Raw genomic sequence first — 16575 nt, 5'->3', positions numbered from 1 at the left:
TCCGTACACCCGTCACGGAGCGGACGGCCTTTGGTCGGGGTGTCCGGCCTGCATCCGTCCTCCTCCGGGGGGACCCTGGGCGTGTTCGCCGCGATCCGAAGATCGCAGAGCACCCGGCCCTGCCGGGTATGGCGATATTAGCCGGATCAAGGTCAGCTTGGGGGATTTCTCTGGGCGACAACGCGGAACCCCGCCCGGGCCGCCGGCGGGCGGTCCTGACGGGGTTGTCGCGGACGCTCTGGGAGACGGGGATCAGCGGATGATCAGGGCCATCGCCTCGGCGCGGGTCCTGTCGCTGTTGCGGAAGTCCCCGCGCACCGCCGAGGTGATCGTCTTGGCGCCGGGCTTGCGGACGCCCCGCATGGTCATGCAGAGGTGCTCACACTCGATCACGACGATGACCCCGCGCGGCTCCAGCACCTCCATGAGCGCGTCGGCGATCTGGGAGGTCATCCGCTCCTGCACCTGGGGACGCCTGGCGTAGACGTCGACCAGGCGGGCGAGTTTGGACAGGCCGGTGACCTGCCCCTTCTCGTTGGGGATGTAGCCGACGTGGGCCACACCGTGGAACGGCACGAGGTGGTGCTCGCAGGTCGAGTAGACCTCGATGTCGCGGACCAGCACCATCTCGTCGTGGTCGACGTCGAAGACCGTGGTCAGCACGTCCTCGGGGGTCTGCCCCAGTCCGGCGAACTGCTCCGCGTAGGCACGGGCGACCCGGGCCGGGGTGTCCCGGAGACCGTCGCGGTCGGGATCCTCACCGATGGCGATGAGGATCTCGCGGACCGCGCTCTCCAGCCGGACCGTGTCGACCGGCAGTGGCTTGACACCCACGCTCAGTTCCCGTCCCTCTGCACGGGGTCGGGCTGGCCCGAGCCATTGGGGAGGGCGCCGTTACCCTCGGTCACCTGCTCACCGGGGGGAAGCGAGCCGTTGCCGGACTGCTCCTTGCGGGACAGGATCGGCGGGCGGTTGGAAGGCAGCCGCTTGCCGTAGCCGGAGTAGGAGGGCCTCTTCTCCTTGACGACGACCGGGGCGAAGATCTGCAGAACCTGCTCGCGGGAGAGAGTCTCCTTCTCCATCAGCTCCAGCACCAGGTTGTCGAGCACGTCGCGGTACTCGACGAGGATCTCCCAGGCCTGGTCGTGGCCCGACTCGATGAGGCGGCGGACCTCCTCGTCGATCGTGGAGGCGATCTTCTCGGAGTAGTCGCGCTCGTGTCCCATCTCACGGCCGAGGAAGACCTCGGCGTTGCCACTGCCGAACTTACGGGCGCCGAGCTGCTCGCTCATGCCGTACTCGGTGACCATGCGGCGGGCGATGGAGGTGGCCTTCTCGATGTCGTTGGAGGCGCCGGTGGTGGGCTCGTGGAAGACGAGCTCCTCAGCCGTGCGGCCACCGAGCAGCATCGCGAGCTGGTCCAGCATCTCCGAGCGGGTCGCCAGGAACTTGTCCTCCATCGGCAGCGTCATCGTGTAGCCGAGGGCGCGTCCGCGGGACAGGATCGTGATCTTGTGGACCGGGTCGGAGTTGGGCAGCGCGTGCGCGACCAGGGCGTGACCGCCCTCGTGGTACGCGATGATCTTCTTTTCCTGGTCCGACATGACCCGGGACTTGCGCTCCGGACCGGCCATCACGCGGTCGATGGACTCCTCAAGGAGCTCCATCGTGATCAGCTTCTGGTCGGCCCGCGCGGTGAGCAGCGCGGCCTCGTTGATCACGTTGGCCAGGTCGGCACCGGTGAAACCGGGCGTCCTGCGGGCGATGATGTCGAGGTCGACGCCCTCGGCGAACGGCTTGCCACGACCGTGCACCTTGAGGATGCCCTTGCGGCCCTCCAGGTCGGGGCGGTCGACGGTGACCTGGCGGTCGAAACGGCCGGGACGCAGCAGCGCCGGGTCGAGGATGTCGGGCCGGTTGGTCGCGGCGATCAGGATCACGCCGCCCTTGACGTCGAAGCCGTCCATCTCGACGAGGAGCTGGTTCAGCGTCTGCTCGCGCTCGTCGTGACCACCGCCGAGACCGGCGCCGCGGTGGCGGCCCACCGCGTCGATCTCGTCGATGAAGATGATCGCCGGGGCGTTCGCCTTGGCCTGCTCGAACAGGTCGCGGACTCGCGAGGCGCCGACGCCGACGAACATCTCCACGAAGTCGGAACCGGAGATGGAGTAGAACGGCACCCCGGCCTCACCGGCGACGGCCCTGGCGAGCAGGGTCTTACCGGTTCCCGGCGGGCCGTAGAGCAGCACACCCTTGGGGATCTTGGCGCCGATCGCCTGGAACTTGGCCGGGGCCTGCAGGAACTCCTTGATCTCCTGGAGTTCCTCGATGGCCTCGTCGGCACCCGCCACGTCGGCGAAGGTGGTCTTCGGAGTGTCCTTGGTGATGAGTTTGGCCTTCGACTTGCCGAAGTTCATCACCCGGGAGCCGCCACCCTGCATCTGGTTCATGATGAACAGGAAGATCAGCACGATGATGACGATCGGCAGGAAGCTCACCAGGAGGCTGAGGAGGAAGTTCTCCTTGGGCACGTCGACGGTGTAGCCCTTGTCGAGCTTCTTCGCCCCGACGGCGGTCTGGAGTTGGTCGGCGAGCTGAACGCCCTGGCCGGTCACCCACGAGGAGTAGTAGCGCTTGCCGTCGGTCAGCGTGACCTCGATGCGCTGTTCCTTGTCGATGATCTTCGCGTTGGAGACCTTGCCCTCGCTGATCCAGCTGATGATCTGAGAGGTGTCTCTCTTCTCGAAGTTGCCGTCGCCGCCCCACATGGTGGTGACGAGAAGCAGCAGAACGACGATGCCCAGGATCCACAGCAGTGGCCCACGTGTAAATCGCTTGAGATCCATCCGATGCGGAACCCCGGCGGGCCCGTCCCTTCCTGACCAGAGCCTGGCAACCCCGGGCGGACCCGGGGTTCGCGGTATCCCTAACCGCTCCAACTGACTGTCCGAAAGCGGCGGAGGCCACCTCTTCGGTCGTCCGAAGGTACACCGGCGTGGCGCGCGGGGTCACCGCGCGGACAGCACCGGCTTTCTCTACCAACGTACGTCAGGTAGGTCCGTGTTCCCCGCCGCTATGGGCAATGTCGCGTTTGTGAATGACACACTTCGCGCAGGGCGTACTTTTCAGTCCGCTCCGTACACGTGCGGCGCGAGAGTTCCGATGAAGGGGAGGTTGCGGTAGCGCTCGGCGTAGTCGAGGCCGTAACCGATGACGAACTCGTTGGGAATGTCGAAACCGATGTACTTGACGTCGATCGGCACCTTGACCGCGTCCGGCTTGCGCAGCGCGGCGCATATCTCCACCGAGGCGGGGTTGCGCGACTTCAGGTTGTGCACCAGCCACGACAGGGTCAGGCCCGAGTCGATGATGTCCTCGACGACCAGCACGTGGCGGCCGGCGATGTCGGTGTCGAGGTCCTTGAGCACCCGCACGACGCCCGACGACCTGGTGCCCGCTCCGTAGGACGACACCGCCATCCAGTCCATCTGCACCGGCACGTGCAACGCCCTCGCCAGATCCGCCATCACCATGACCGCGCCCTTGAGCACGCCCACGATCAGCAGATCCCGGCCCGCGTAGTCCTCGTCTATCCGGCTCGCGAGCTCCTTGATCTTGGCCTGGAGCTCTTCCTCGGGAATGAGGACCTTAGAGAGGTCCTTGCCCATGTCGGCTGCGTCCACCTGGGATTTTTCCTTACGAAACGGGGCTGACTGACTGTCTGGCGAGTATCAGGGTGTCATACCGGCGGATCGCCCCCACCCCCCCGGGCACCTCTATCCGCCGCTGTCCCCGCCACTGGGTGACCAGACGGTCCACCTGCAGGACGTGCGAGGCCGCGAGAGTGCCGGGTGGTGCCCCCGCGTCGATCGCCGCTCTCCGCAGCACCCTGCGGCGCACGGCCGCGGGAAGGTGTTCCAGGTCCCGTACGGCCATCGTCACCGGCCCGATATCGCTAAGAGCGCAATCTCGTACCGCGACACGGGCGTAGACCTCGGCGGCCCAGGCGTCGAGCGCGTCGGCGTCGTCACGGCAGAGGTCGGCGGTCCTGGCGAGTGCCTCGGCGACGCCGGGGCCGAGTTCGTCCTCCAGGGCGGGGAGCAGCCGCTCGCGGACCCGGACCCGGGCGTAGCGGGCGTCGAGGTTGTGCGGGTCGTCCCACGGGGACAGGCCGAGCGCCGCGCAGGCCGCCACCGTCGTCGCGCGGCCGAGCCCCAGCAGCGGCCGCCGGTAGATCCCGGTCCGCGCGGGCATCCCGGCCAGCGACCGGGTGCCGCTCCCCCTGGCCAGCCTGAGCAGCACGGTCTCCGCCTGGTCGTCCCTGGTGTGCCCGAGCAGCACCACCGCCGCCCCGAGGCGCTCGGCGGCCTGTGACAGGGCCGTGTACCTGGCCGCTCTGGCCGCCGCCTCAGGGCCTCCCGAGGTGCCGACGGAGACCGCGAGCGCCTCGGCGAGGTCGAGCCCCAGACCGGGTGCGAGCCGCACCACGTCGGCCGCGCGCTCCCCGGAGCCCGCCTGCAGGCCGTGGTCGACGGTCAGCAGGCCGGCGCGGAGCCCGGCCCTGGGCGCGGCGAAACCCAGCGCGGCGGCCAGGGCCAGGGAGTCCGCGCCACCGCTGCACGCGGCCAGCACCAGCTCGCCCGGTTCCAGGTCGCCCAGCGCGTGCCGTACGGCACGGCGGACGTCGGCGACGGCGGGATGCGGACCCATGCTCGCCATTGTCCGGCCTCGGACGGGGGGGTGGCGCCGCGCGTCCCCCTCGGGCTCTTTCGGGCCCTAGCCGGAAGTGCCGCCGACCTCGGAGATGGCCGGGGCGTCGATCACCCTGGCGATCCACCGCTCGGGCTTGGAGATCTCTCCCTGGGTGGGAAGGGTCTCGGGCGAGGTCCAGACCTTGTTGAAGCCGTCGATGCCCACCTGGCCCACGACGGTGCGGACGAAGGCCGATCCCTCGGCGTACTGCTTCATCTTGAGGTCGAGGCCGAGCAGCTTGCGGATCGTGCGGTCGAAGCGGGAACCGCCCTCGCGGCGGTGGTGGAACTTGGCCCGGATGTCGGCGACCGAGGGGACCACCGAGGGGCCGACCGCGTCCATGACGTAGTCGCCGTGCCCCTCGACCAGGGTCATCACCGCGGTGAGCCGGTCGAGGATCACCTTCTGCTCGGGCGTCTGGATCGCGTCGATCAGGTTGCCCTCGCCGCCCCTGATGACGTCCGTGAACGTGCCGGCGGCCGAGCGGAGCCGCTCCAGCAGCGCGGGCAGGTCGATGTCGGAGGCCAGCAGGAAGTCCGTCGTCTGCGTCCTGACGTACTCGCGCAGCCAGTGGACTCCGGTGAACTGCACCCGGTGGGTCTCCTCGTGCAGGCAGACCCAGAGGCGGAAGTCATCGGGGTTGACGTTGAGCTCGTGCTCGGCGTGGACGATGTTGGGCGCCACCAGGGTGAGGCGCCCCGTGGCCGCCTGGCCGGTCGGGTCCGGCGGCAGGAACAGCTCGTACTGCCCGAGGACACGGGAGGCGAGAAAGGCCAGCACCGCGCCCACCTCGATCCCGGTGACGCGCGAGCCCATCGCGCCCACGATCGCCGGCGTCTGGCCGGCGCGGGCGGCCATCCGCTCGGTGAGCGGCTCCAGCACCACCCGGAACCCGTCGATGTTGGCCTTGATCCAGCCGGGCCTGTCGACGATGGTCGCGGGCTGTGGCGCGGTCTCGGTGTCGATTCGGGTGAACTCGCGGACGTGCCCCTCGGCCTCACGCGAGAGCCGCCGCAAATCGGCGACGGCCTGCCGGGCCTCCTCTCGGCTCACTTGCGGCCCGGGGCGCACCAGGCGCGTTCCGGTCGCTACGGCAAGATCCCAGTCGATCACCTGCATACCGTCCACCGTACGTGCTCCCTTCCCGGGCCGCGCACCCGGAACCTGTGATCAACTGGCGGCCACCACCGCCGCGAGCCTGTCGAGGGCCGCCTCCGCCTTGCCCCAGCCGGGTGGCACGTCGTCCGCCATGAAGGCGAAGGTCACCAGGCGTCCGGCGCGCGTGGTGGTCATACCCGCCAGCGTGTTGACCCCGTCCAGGGTGCCCGTCTTGGCGCGGACGAGCCCGTAGGCGGAGCGCGTCTTGTCGAACCTGTGCCCGAGGGTGCCGCTGAAGCCTGCGATCGGCATGCCGCTGACGATCGGGTTCAGGCCGGGATTGGCCGGGGAGGCCGCCACCGCGACCAGGCGGGCCAGGGCCTCGGGGGTGATGCGGTTTCTGGGGGACAGCCCGCTGCCGTCGAAGACCAGCACGCCCTTGCCCGCGCCGAGCCTGGCCAGCACCTTGGCGACGGCCCGGGCGCCACCGTCGAAGGAGGCGGGCTCGCCCTCCTTGATCGCCACGTGCCTGGCCAGCGCCTCGGAGAGGTCGTTGTCGCTGAGCGTGAGTGCCCGCTCGACCAGGGCGTAGACCGGCGCGGACTCGACCCTGGCGATCTCCTGGGCACCGGCCGGCGCCGTGGCCCGCCTGGCGGACTTGGAGACCGTGATGCCGTACTTCGACAGCAGCGACACGAACGCGCCGTGCGCCGCGCGGGAGGGGTCCGAGGTTCTCTGGCCGCCGCTGGAGACCCTGCCCTCGTCGACCATGAGCGCGGTGACGGGGGCCACGCTGCCCTCGGGCACGTAGCCCGGCTTCCACGACGCGGCGGTGCGCGGCCCCACGTAGAGGGAGTCGTCGTAGGCCACCGTCACCTTGGACGTCCCCGCCGCCTTGAGCGCCCTGGCGGTGCGCGAGGCGAGGGTGGCGAGCGAGGCGGGCTTGGGATAGACCTGGCTCGCCGCCGTTCTCGGGCTCGCCAGGGTGGGGTCGCCGCCGCCGACGAGGACGATCGAGCCCGGCGAGGAGCCCCGCACCACCCGGGTGCTCAGCCTGGTGTCGGGCCCCAGCGAGGCCAGCGAGGCGACAGAGGTGACGACCTTGGTGGTGGAGGCGGGGGTGATGCCCTTGGCCTCGTGGCTGCCGAACAGCACGGCGCCCGTCTCCGCGTCGACGACCACCGCCCCGACGCTTCCCCCCAGGGCGGGGTCCCCCAGCGCCTCGGTCAACCGCCCTGCCAAAGTACTCTTGGCGGGGAGAGGTCCGTTCCCCCCCGCGGCCAGCACCGGACCCGCGGTGATGACCGGGACGGGGGGCGGCGCCGCCGGCGCGACACGCTCGGACTCACCTTTGACCAGCGCACCGCTGGTGATCAGGTGTGCCCCGGCCGCGACGACGAAAATCTGCAGCAGGACGAGAGTGACCAAGGCCACCCACCGCTCACGCCGCATTACGTCGCCGACCTCTCATCATCAGTACCCAAAAGGCATAAAACGCCTACGAGACATTAACGCCCAACCGGGGGTGCCCGGGGGTCTGAGTGGAGGAAACGCGGTGGAGTTCGACGTTCTCGTTGAGATTCCCAAGGGGCAACGGAACAAGTACGAGGTGGACCACGAGTCAGGCCGCATCAGGCTCGACCGCATGCTCTTCACCTCCACGCAGTACCCCGCCGACTACGGCTTCATCGAAGACACGCTGGGCGAGGACGGTGATCCCCTCGACGCCCTGGTGCTGCTCCAGGAGCCGACCTTCCCCGGCTGCCTGATCAAGTGCCGCGCGGTCGGTATGTTCCGCATGACCGACGAGAAGGGCGGCGACGACAAGGTCCTCTGCGTCCCCGCCACCGACCCCCGGATGGAGCACATCCGCGACATCCACCACGTGCCGGAGTTCGACCGCCTGGAGATCCAGCACTTCTTCGAGGTCTACAAGGACCTGGAGCCCGGCAAGTCGGTCGAGGGCGCCAACTGGGTCGGCAGGGTGGAGGCCGAGGAGGAGATCGTCCGTTCCATCAAGCGCGCCCAGGACGAGGCCCCCGGCAAGCACTGAGCCGTCACGGGTGACGGCTCAGTGCCGCTGAGCCGTCACGCGGGGCGGGTCGCGCCGATGAGGTCGCTGCGCCACATCGGCGCGACCCGGACCACGTCCCCCGTCTGCGGGGCGTGCACCATCAGCCCCCGGCCGACGTAGATCCCCACGTGGTGGATGTCTCCGGGGTTCCCCGTGGCCTGCCCGTAGAAGAGCAGGTCGCCCCGGCGGAGCTCGCTGAGCCGCACGTGCGGGCCCGAGGTCCACTGGGTGCCGGTCCAGTGGTCCATGACGATCCCGACCCGCTCCCAGGCCCGCATGGTCAGCCCCGAGCAGTCATAGGCGGCCGGTCCGTCGGCCGCCCACACGTACGGCTTGTCGAGCTGGGTGAGCGCCCAGTCCGCGGCGATGTCGCCCCTGGCCGACTCGGCGGTCACGTTGAGCGCCCAGCGCGACACGGGCTCCCCCGAGGCCACTCCCATCCGAGCCGCCTCGCGGCGCATCGCGGCCGCCTGGTATCGGGCGCGCTCGGCGTTCTCCCTGGCGACCCTGGCCTGCTCCAGAGCCACCTCGCGCTCCCTGGCGAGTTTCTCGGCCGTACTCCGCGCCTCGTCGGCCAGCTTCTCCAGCCGCGCCTGCTCCTCCTCGATCCGCCGGGTCTCGTCGACCTGTCTGGCGACGGCCTCCTCCGCGGCCTGCTTCGCCTCCGCGGCCTCCGCCTGCGCCTCCCGCTGCCCGGCGTACGCGTCCTCCGCCTGGGCCTGCAGGATGGCGAAGACCTCCTGGGACTCCCGCAGTTGCTTGAGCGTCTCGGCCTGTCCTCCGCCCATGTGGGCCAGAATGCTGGCCCTGCGCAGGTAGCCGTCGTCCGTGGGGCCGCCGTTGCCGGTCATCATGGCCATCATGGGCTGGGCGATGTCCAGTCCCCCGTAGCTCTGGGCGGTGATCGCGGCCACCGCCTCGCGGGCCTTGGCGACCTGGGAGCCGGCGGCCTTCGCCCGCTCGGCCGCCTGGACCGAGAGCTCCTTGGCGCGAGCCGTCTTGACGAGCTCCCCGTTGTACGACTCGACGAGCCTCTCCGCAGTGGTGACCAGCTCCTCCAGCCTGGCCCGCGCCTCGGCGACCAGGACCGTGGTCTCGCCGAGCCGCTCGCCACGCTCGCGGGCCATGGCCCGCGCCTCGGCGACCTCGTCGGCCGACGGGCCCGTCACGCCGCCGGGCGCGGCATCGTCGGCCGGCCCCGACCGGCCGGGCACGGCGCCGGCGGGGAGTCCCTGCCCGGCGATCAGGCAGCAGGCCAGGCCCGCCACCGCGGCGGCATGGCGGCGCCGTCTGACTGAATGCATGCGTCTCCCCCCGGAGTCCCCCTTGAACACCGCTTGCCGCGGTCTCACCGCGGAGCGCGGCGCGTCGCCGCTTGCCAGGCGGCCTACCTCAACATTCCCATTCGTCACTCTACGCACACATGACACTCACGCCGCGTAGTCATCGCCCGCCACAATACCGCCGCTCGCGGAGGGCTCGGCCCGTACCGCCGAAGGGATGCCGAAAGCGTCTCGACGCTCAGACGGCCGGCGTGCTGCCGCCCGGAGGCCGCCGCTCGACGAGGGGTGTGACCGGCCCTCGCGGTGAGGTGGAAGGCCCGGAGAACGCGGGAGAGCCGGGCGGCGGGGGATGCGATCCGGGAAATGTCGGCCGGGAGGCGTCCGGGGACCGCCGCTGAGCGGCCCGCGGATGGCCGAGGACTCCCCGCGGCCCGGGACGCGGAGGTCTCAGGTCTCCCCGTGACGGCCCGGGGCCTGTGGACGGAGCCTGCGGGTCGGCGGGCGGCGGCACGGGGCCGGCATACGGCGGCCGAGGATTCGCCCGCGGCGGCCGGGGGTCCGCCTGCGGGGGCCGGGGGGTCACGCGGGGCGGCCCATGTTCTCCTCGCGGGGGCCTCGGACCGCCCGGGTCCGTCGATCGGTGTGTGTCACGGCAGGGACGGAGGGGCCGGTGCCCGTGGTGGTCGCGGTGCGGGGGGCGCCCGTCCGGCGCACCGGCCCCGGGAGCCCCCGGCAGCACCGGTCCGCCGGCTGAAGGTCTGTTGTCCGGCGGTGCGGGCGGGGTCTCCGCCGGGCGGCCGGTCGGGCCCGGCGCCGGCACCGGCCGGTCGGTCTCGGAGCCGGGCCCGGTGACGCCGACCGGCTCCGTCACTCCGAGCGAGCCGGTCCGCCCGACGGCCGTTTCCGCGCGGACGGGCTCCGGCGCCGGCGGCACGTTCACCCGCCGGCGCTCCCCTGACCGGCCGGGCTCCTCGGGTCCGCGGTACTCCTCCGGCCTCTGGCGCCCCTCCGGCCGCCGGGCGGCCGGAGGCTCCGCCGACGCCGAGAACATCCCCGAGGCGGCACCGGGACTCGCCTCCCCGGACCGGAGGGTGGTCTGGGTGAGGAGCAGAGCGAGCGCCGCCGACGCGGCGACCGCGACCGCCGTACCGGCCATCACGTAGGGCCGGCGACGACCTCCGCGTGCCGTACCGGCGGGAAACCCGGCAGCGTCTAGGGGGCCGACCCGGTGGGCGACGTCGTGCCGGTAGGGGATCCGCCCGGGGTCGGTGAAGCAGTCCATCACCCGCGCGCGCAGCGTCGGCGGCGGCGCGACCACCGGGAGCAGGTCGAAGACCTTGGCCGCGGAGACCTGCCTGACCCGGTGCGGGGCGCAGGTGTCGCACCGGTTCACATGGCGGATCACCCGCTCGCGCGCCCGCGCGGTGAGCTCGCCGGCGAAGCCGGTCAGCACGCGGGCTCGGCTCGCGCAGTCGTGGGGTCCCTTGCGGACGAGGACCTCCGCGGTGACGGTGTCGCGCAGCCGCTCCCTCGCCGATTCGTACCGCGCTGCCGCGACCTTGGCGGTGACGCCCAGGACCGCGGCGAGGTCGACGGGCCCGAATCCGTGCCGGCAGCTCAGATCGAGGACCTCCCGGTCCTCGGGCGGCAGGCTCCGGGTGGCGTTCCACGCCATCACCCGCAGGTCCGCCTCGCCGACGCCCGCGGGAACGGGGACCCGCGGGTCGGGCTCCCCGGCTGGATCGCGCCGCACGCACTCCCCCCGAGCGAGTGCGTACAGCCACGCCTCCAGCCGGCGGGAGTCGGCGAGCGCGTGAACATGGGCCTCGGCCGCGACGAAGGTGTCAAGGAACGCCAGTTCCGCGTCCGCCGAGACGCCGAGCATTGAATGGCAGTATCGATAGACGCTTTCCGCATACGAGTCGTAGAGGCGGGAAAGGGCCGCAGGTTCCCTCGCGCGCAACGCTTCGACCAGGACACCGTCAGTCACGCAACCGAAGGTAAACGATTGGCGACCGTAAGTTCCAGCCGTTTCTACGCGGTGACTCCAACTGTCTCAGCGGAGTCAACAAAATTGGTGAACCATCCCTGGCGACCCGTAATCATAAACATTGAAAAATAGTCATTTATCGCGCTTATCGGTATGGCACGGAGAGAATTCCCGATCACGGGTGGGCGGCGCTCGCGAGCGGGGCCTGCCTGCCCCGGTCCTTGGCGAACGGGGGCATCCTCGGCTTGACCGTGTGCAGGGGCAGCGCGCCGCCGAGGGCGAGCTGCTCGAAGGGACGGCTGCTCGACCCCCAGGTGCGCGCGGTCACCTCGGCGGAGGCGATGTCGCGGGTGTTCTGGACACTCTTGATCTGCAGGATGAACCGGCGGTTCTCACCCGCCTGGAGGTTGTCCACGAACGTGCTCCCGCCGCCGAGCAGCTTGCCCCGCTTGTCGCGCAGGAGCGCGGTGACGGCCAGGCTGCGGGTCGGCATCACGTACGGGGTGCCGACATAGCCGGTGACGAGATAGTTGCCGTCGGCGGTGCGGTCGGTCAGCACGCCGCGGACCGGGAAGGGCTGGAAGGCCGAGACGATCCGTCCGGCCAGATGCCAGCGTGCCGGGCGGTACGCGATGCTCACGTCGGCGGGCCTGTCCTGGGTCACCACCTGGCCCGTGAAGGGCAGGGTTCCGGCGGGAGGCACCGCGTCCAGCGGCTGTTCCAGCCGGACCACCTCCTTGCCCTCGGCGTTCTTGGCCACCACGGTGGCCACGATGTGCTCGCCGAAGTGCCACGGATTGGTGTTGGCCAGCACTCCTGCCCAGTTCACCACATACCCATCGTCACCCTTGATGATGGACGATGCCTGCTCCCTGACCGCGATCGGCTGGAGCGCGGCGGCCCGCTTCTTCTCCACCTCCTCATCGGTGCATCCGGCACTTCCGATGAGGAGCAGGAGGGCGAGGGCGCCGACGATTCGGGTGCTGTGCGTCACCTAGCCGTGATAACCGGTGGCGACACCGCTCCCACTCCGACGCGCCGGGAACGACCCGAGTCTTTACCTCTGGCGGACCACCCTGGTCTCGTCCCACACCGGCTCGGACGATTCGTAGACCTTTCCATCGGCCCCGAAGACCAGGTACCGGTCGAAGTCGTCGGCGAACCAACGGTCGTGGGTCACCGCGACCACGGTCCCGTCGAAGGCGTCCAGCCCTTCCTGGAGAGCCTCGGCGCTGGCCAGGTCGAGGTTGTCCGTCGGCTCGTCCAGCAGCAGCAGGGTGGTGCCGGACAGTTCGAGCAGCAGGATCTGCAGCCGGGCCTGCTGCCCCCCGGAGAGCGTCTCGAAACGCTGTTCGGCGATGGTTCCGGCCAGCTCGTAGCGGGACAGCGCCTTCATCGCCTCGTTCTTGAGCCGGGCGTGCTCGGTCATGACGATCTCGCAGGGCGTCCGGCCGATGAGCTCAGGGCGAGCGTGCGTCTGGGCGAAATGCCCGGGGACGACCCGGGCGCCGAGCCTGGCCACCCCGGTGTGCCTGACCTCCTCCCCGGCGATCAGGCGCAGGAAGTGCGACTTGCCCGAGCCGTTGGAGCCCAGCACCGCGACCCGCTCGCCGTACCAGATCTCCAGGTCGAACGGCTTCATCAGGCCGGTGAGCTCAAGCCGCTCGCAGATCACCGCCCGCTTGGCGGTCCGGCCGCCCTTCAGCCGCATGCTGATGAACTGCTCCTTGGGCGCCGCCTCCGGCGGCCCGGCCTCCTCGAACCTGCGCAGCCGGGTCTGGGCCGAGTGGTAGGCGGCGGCCATGGTGTCCATGTACTTGGCCTTCTGCTTGAGCATCAGGACCAGCCGCTTGATCTTGGCGTGCTCCTCGTCCCAGCGCTTCTTCAGCTCGTCGAGGCGCTCGTTGCGCTCCCTGCGCGCCTGGGCGTAGCCGCCGAACCCCCCGCCGTGCACCCAGATGTTGCCGGACTCGACGGTGATGATCCGGTCCGCCGCGTTGGCCAGCAGCTGCCGGTCGTGGCTGACCAGCAGCACGGTCTTCGGGGTCTCCCTGAGCGCCTGCTCCAGCCAGAGCTTGCCGGGCACGTCGAGGTAGTTGTCCGGCTCGTCGAGCAGCAGCGTCTGGTCGGGACCGCGCAGCAGCGCCTCCAGCACCAGCCGCTTCTGCTCACCGCCCGACAGCGTGTTGACCTCGCGGTACTTGCAGTCGTCGTACGGCATGCCGAGCGCGGCCATCGCGCAGGTGTCCCAGAGCACCTCGATGTCGTAGCCGCCGGCGTCGCTGTAGTCGGTGATGGCCTGCGCGTAGCGCATCTGGGCCTTCTCGTCCTCGCGCTCCATCATCACCAGCTCGGCGGCCTCCAGCTTCGCCGCCGCCTCCCGCACCCGCTGCGGGGCGACACTGACCAGCAGGTCGTGCACGGACCGGCCGTCCCGGATGCTGCCGATGAACTGCCGCATGATCCCCAGGCCGCCGGAGCTGGCGACGCTCCCGTCGACAGGCTGCAGGTCACCCGCGATCAGCCGCATCAACGTCGTCTTGCCCGCCCCGTTGGGCCCGACGAGCGCCGCCTTGACCCCCTCGCCGACCCGGAAGGACACGTCGTCCAGCAACGGCCGCCCATCCGGCAGAACGTACGTCAGATGACCAACCTCTACGTGCCCCACGACGATTCCCTTCCTAGGTCCTCGCGCAGGGTACCCGCGAACCGGTCCGGTGGACATTTCGATTTCCGCCGTCCCGGCACTGTCCGCCCGTGCCACCCCATGACGGCGCTCTCACTTCCGAAAACGAAAGCGATTCGAGATCGAATGACTACACAGGGTCGCAGATATGCTATAGATGCATAGTACTATTCATCTATGAGGGAAATTCCGCCGTTGCTGCTTCCCCTGTTGCGGTCCAATGCCGTCGGCGAACTGCTCGCCTGGCTGTACCTCCACCCAGAGAAGGAGTACTCGACGACCGATCTCGCCAAACGGACAGGCGTGTCCCAGCCGACCGTGAGCCGTGAGATGGACCGCTTCGCCGCCGCCGGGCTGACCCGGGAGAGACGGCACGGCAACCTCCGCCTCATCCGCGCCGACACCGACACGATCGTCGCCAGGCCGCTCACCGATCTGCTGGCGGTGACCTTCGGCCCGGCGGCCGTCCTGCCGCCCCTCCTCCGGCCGATCCAGAACATCGACGAGGCGTACATCTACGGCTCCTGGGCCGCCCGGCACGCGAACCAGACCGGGTCGCCCCCGCGTGACATCGACGTCCTCGTGGTGGGCTCCCCGGACGAGGACGAACTGTACGACGCGGCACGAGCGGCGGAACACATCCTCGGCCGCGAGGTGAACATCAGCCGGATCTCGCCGACATCGTGGAATTCCGACCAGGGAGACCCGTTCGTGAGGTCCCTGCGGAGCAAGCCCCTCCACCCCCTGATTCAGAACCGGAGAACATCGTGAGATGGATGCAGGGACGCGACCGGATCGACGCGATGCTGGCCGCCGGCCAGTTGGAGCGGGTGCCGCCGAGTCGGGAGCACGCCGACACCATGCTCACCCAGGCCGAACGGCACATCGCTCTCGCCCGTAGCGGTGTCGGGACAGACCCTACCGGGGCCTACCAGCTCGTTTACGACGCCTCACGGAAAGCTCTCGCGTCGATCCTGGAAAACCAGGGCCTGCGTGCCACGAGCCGGGGCGGGCACCTCGCGGTGCTGGACGTGGTGACGGCTCAACTGGACCCTCCGCTCGGGCAGGCACTACGGTCCTTCGACCGGATGCGCCGCCGTCGCAACAGCGCCGAATATCCGCGTCCGGACACCCCGGAGATCACTCCCGATGACGTCATGCGGGACATGGAGAGAGCTGAGCAGTTCGTAGCACTCGCCGCCAAGGTGCTGGACCAGATGAGCCCGTACTGAGACGCCCCAGGGAGTCATGGCTTGTAAGTGAGCTGCCCGACCTCAACGTGCCCCGCGACGATTCCTCTCCAAAGGTCCTCGCGCAGGTTACCTGCGAACCGGTCTTCCGGACATTTCGATTTCCGCCGTCCCGGCGCCGTCCGCTCGTACGGGGCCGGGCCTCACAGCCGACAGGGAACCGAGGACTCCCGGCGGGCCCGCGGCCGCCTTGGCTTCCGGCGCCGCAGCCGACTTCGGTGACCGAACAAGATCAGGGCTCCCACGCCCTGGAGCAGGTCGGTCTTCACATCGAAGGGAAATCGTAGGCTCGGCCAGGAGCGAGGAACCACTCCTCGTCCATGAAGCGGCCTGTCATGCGTCCCACGACGGTCAGAAAGGCGTGCGCCAGCCGTTCTTCGCCCTCGATTGGACAACCGTCCCGGGGAAGCCCTTGGGCATAGGGCTCGAGCAGCTGCGGGGGCAGCAATTCGCCCGATGGCATCCCTGGAATTTCTGCGACCACGTTTCCATCTCGGTAATAGTCGAGGTCGGAGAGGCCGTCGATCTCCCGGTGTCGGCCGGCCATGAGCGTTCCTCGGTTTCCGGAGCTGAGCTGCCACACTCCCGTGCCGGGGCCGCTGGTGCTGATCACTACAGACCAGCCAGGACTGTGGGGTCCGATCCAGAGGCTGTCCTTCACGGACCGGTCCGTCATCGTGGGCGCTTCCTCGATCAGGCGCACGTCACGCCTGGACTGCGGATCCAGGCGCAGGATTCCGACGATTTCGTCGAGGTCGTCCCGTTCCACCCAAAGTCCGAAGCAGGGAGCCACGTCCGAGAATCGGCCACGCCGGACGTGGGGCCCACCTGGTGGCGACGACCTGGATCAGCTCGGTGAGCTTCATGTAGGTGTAGTACTTGCCGGTCAGGAGCCCGTTGTCCTTCAGGTTGACATAGTTGCGCTCCGGCCCCTGGCGTACGTCGTAACGCCTGCTCCGTTCGATGGTGGCGAAGGCGAGCGCTCCGCCGTCGGCCGTGCGCAGGGCGTAGCAGGGGTACGCGGTGGCCGTTGTGGGCGGCGCCTGCTCCGGGCCGGCCCCCGGCAGGACGGAGCATCCTGCTCCCGTCAAACACCCGACCACCCATACAAATCGCTGCATTAACACCATCCGTGATGTTTCCGGATTAAAACGCACAAAGCTATCAAAAATGCTTACCGGATGCCCGGAGACCCCGGGGCGGAGCGGGGAAGGGACGGTGTAGACGAAGGAAGGTGACATGACAATGTGCGGCGAACAGGGCACGGCCCTGGTGGCGGGGGCTCCTCGGACGTCGGGTCGGAGCACGCCGCCCGGCTGAGCGCCCGAGGCCGGGACACGCCGCCGGCGGCCAGACGGGCGAATCCGTCGCGACCGGGCCGGGAGACCTCGCCGCTCGGCTTCCGTTCCCGCCAAAGGTCCTACCCGTCGACTTCGCCCGAA

The 16575-nt window shown here is 69.8% G+C and carries 14 protein-coding genes; 3 read left to right on the top strand and 11 right to left on the bottom strand.

Annotation, left to right across the window (positions count from 1 at the left end; genetic code table 11):
• Positions 1 to 252: 252 nt before the first annotated feature.
• From folE to dacB, 6 genes are all read right to left on the bottom strand, one after another.
• Positions 253 to 834, bottom strand: coding sequence for a GTP cyclohydrolase I FolE (gene folE, locus ACFQVD_RS33060; RefSeq protein WP_343962184.1), 582 nt, complete (start codon positions 832 to 834; stop codon positions 253 to 255).
• Positions 835 to 836: 2 nt separating this feature from the next.
• Complete coding sequence (gene ftsH, locus ACFQVD_RS33055) at positions 837 to 2846, bottom strand: ATP-dependent zinc metalloprotease FtsH (protein WP_343962182.1); 2010 nt, start codon at positions 2844 to 2846, stop codon at positions 837 to 839.
• 279 nt (positions 2847 to 3125) lie between these two features.
• Positions 3126 to 3683 carry a hypoxanthine phosphoribosyltransferase gene (gene hpt, locus ACFQVD_RS33050; protein WP_343962180.1) on the bottom strand — a complete coding sequence of 186 codons (558 nt, stop codon included), beginning with the start codon at positions 3681 to 3683 and terminating at the stop codon, positions 3126 to 3128.
• 13 nt (positions 3684 to 3696) lie between these two features.
• Positions 3697 to 4710, bottom strand: coding sequence for a tRNA lysidine(34) synthetase TilS (gene tilS / locus ACFQVD_RS33045; protein ID WP_343962178.1), 1014 nt, complete (start codon positions 4708 to 4710; stop codon positions 3697 to 3699).
• A gap of 66 nt (positions 4711 to 4776) precedes the next feature.
• Positions 4777 to 5871 carry a zinc-dependent metalloprotease gene (locus ACFQVD_RS33040; protein ID WP_343962499.1) on the bottom strand — a complete coding sequence of 365 codons (1095 nt, stop codon included), beginning with the start codon at positions 5869 to 5871 and terminating at the stop codon, positions 4777 to 4779.
• Between the two features lie 51 nt (positions 5872 to 5922).
• Positions 5923 to 7284 (bottom strand): D-alanyl-D-alanine carboxypeptidase/D-alanyl-D-alanine endopeptidase, encoded by a 1362-nt coding sequence (dacB, locus tag ACFQVD_RS33035; RefSeq protein ID WP_343962176.1) that lies wholly within the window; start codon positions 7282 to 7284, stop codon positions 5923 to 5925.
• Positions 7285 to 7405: 121 nt separating this feature from the next.
• Between dacB and ACFQVD_RS33030 the strand changes: the two genes are divergently transcribed.
• The gene (locus ACFQVD_RS33030; RefSeq protein WP_030905709.1) at positions 7406 to 7903 is read left to right on the top strand and encodes an inorganic diphosphatase; all 498 of its coding nucleotides are present in this window, start codon (positions 7406 to 7408) and stop codon (positions 7901 to 7903) included.
• A gap of 35 nt (positions 7904 to 7938) precedes the next feature.
• Here ACFQVD_RS33030 and ACFQVD_RS33025 read toward each other — a convergent pair whose 3' ends face one another.
• The 4 genes from ACFQVD_RS33025 to ACFQVD_RS33010 form a co-directional block, all read right to left on the bottom strand.
• A complete protein-coding gene (locus tag ACFQVD_RS33025; protein WP_364155442.1) occupies positions 7939 to 9228 on the bottom strand; it encodes a C40 family peptidase in 1290 nt (429 codons plus the stop codon).
• A 217-nt stretch (positions 9229 to 9445) separates the two neighbouring features.
• A complete protein-coding gene (locus ACFQVD_RS33020) occupies positions 9446 to 11197 on the bottom strand; it encodes an RNA polymerase sigma factor (RefSeq protein ID WP_364155440.1) in 1752 nt (583 codons plus the stop codon).
• Positions 11198 to 11372: 175 nt separating this feature from the next.
• On the bottom strand, positions 11373 to 12191 hold the full coding sequence (locus tag ACFQVD_RS33015; protein ID WP_343966705.1) for a hypothetical protein: 819 nt from the start codon (positions 12189 to 12191) through the stop codon (positions 11373 to 11375).
• 63 nt (positions 12192 to 12254) lie between these two features.
• Positions 12255 to 13865: an ABC-F family ATP-binding cassette domain-containing protein gene (locus ACFQVD_RS33010; protein ID WP_343966707.1), complete on the bottom strand. Its 1611-nt coding sequence runs from the start codon at positions 13863 to 13865 to the stop codon at positions 12255 to 12257.
• 195 nt (positions 13866 to 14060) lie between these two features.
• On the opposite strand from ACFQVD_RS33010, the gene ACFQVD_RS33005 reads away from it, so the two are divergent.
• Entirely contained in the window at positions 14061 to 14654 is a 594-nt protein-coding gene (locus ACFQVD_RS33005) for a MarR family transcriptional regulator (RefSeq protein WP_343966709.1), read from the top strand.
• Entirely contained in the window at positions 14651 to 15115 is a 465-nt protein-coding gene (locus tag ACFQVD_RS33000; RefSeq protein WP_386272976.1) for a hypothetical protein, read from the top strand. The genes ACFQVD_RS33005 and ACFQVD_RS33000 overlap by 4 nt, the downstream gene beginning before the upstream one ends.
• A 283-nt stretch (positions 15116 to 15398) precedes the next feature.
• Here the strand turns inward: ACFQVD_RS33000 and ACFQVD_RS32995 are convergent, their stop codons facing one another.
• Positions 15399 to 15902 (bottom strand): hypothetical protein, encoded by a 504-nt coding sequence (locus ACFQVD_RS32995; RefSeq protein WP_343966713.1) that lies wholly within the window; start codon positions 15900 to 15902, stop codon positions 15399 to 15401.
• Positions 15903 to 16575: the final 673 nt, after the last annotated feature.

Origin of the sequence: Streptosporangium amethystogenes subsp. fukuiense, assembly GCF_042665875.1 — a bacterium.
In the GTDB taxonomy this organism is placed as follows: Bacteria; Actinomycetota; Actinomycetes; order Streptosporangiales; family Streptosporangiaceae; genus Streptosporangium; species Streptosporangium fukuiense.
The sequence above is the reverse complement of the archived record's forward strand: the minus strand, read 5'-3'. Positions and strand labels throughout refer to the sequence as shown.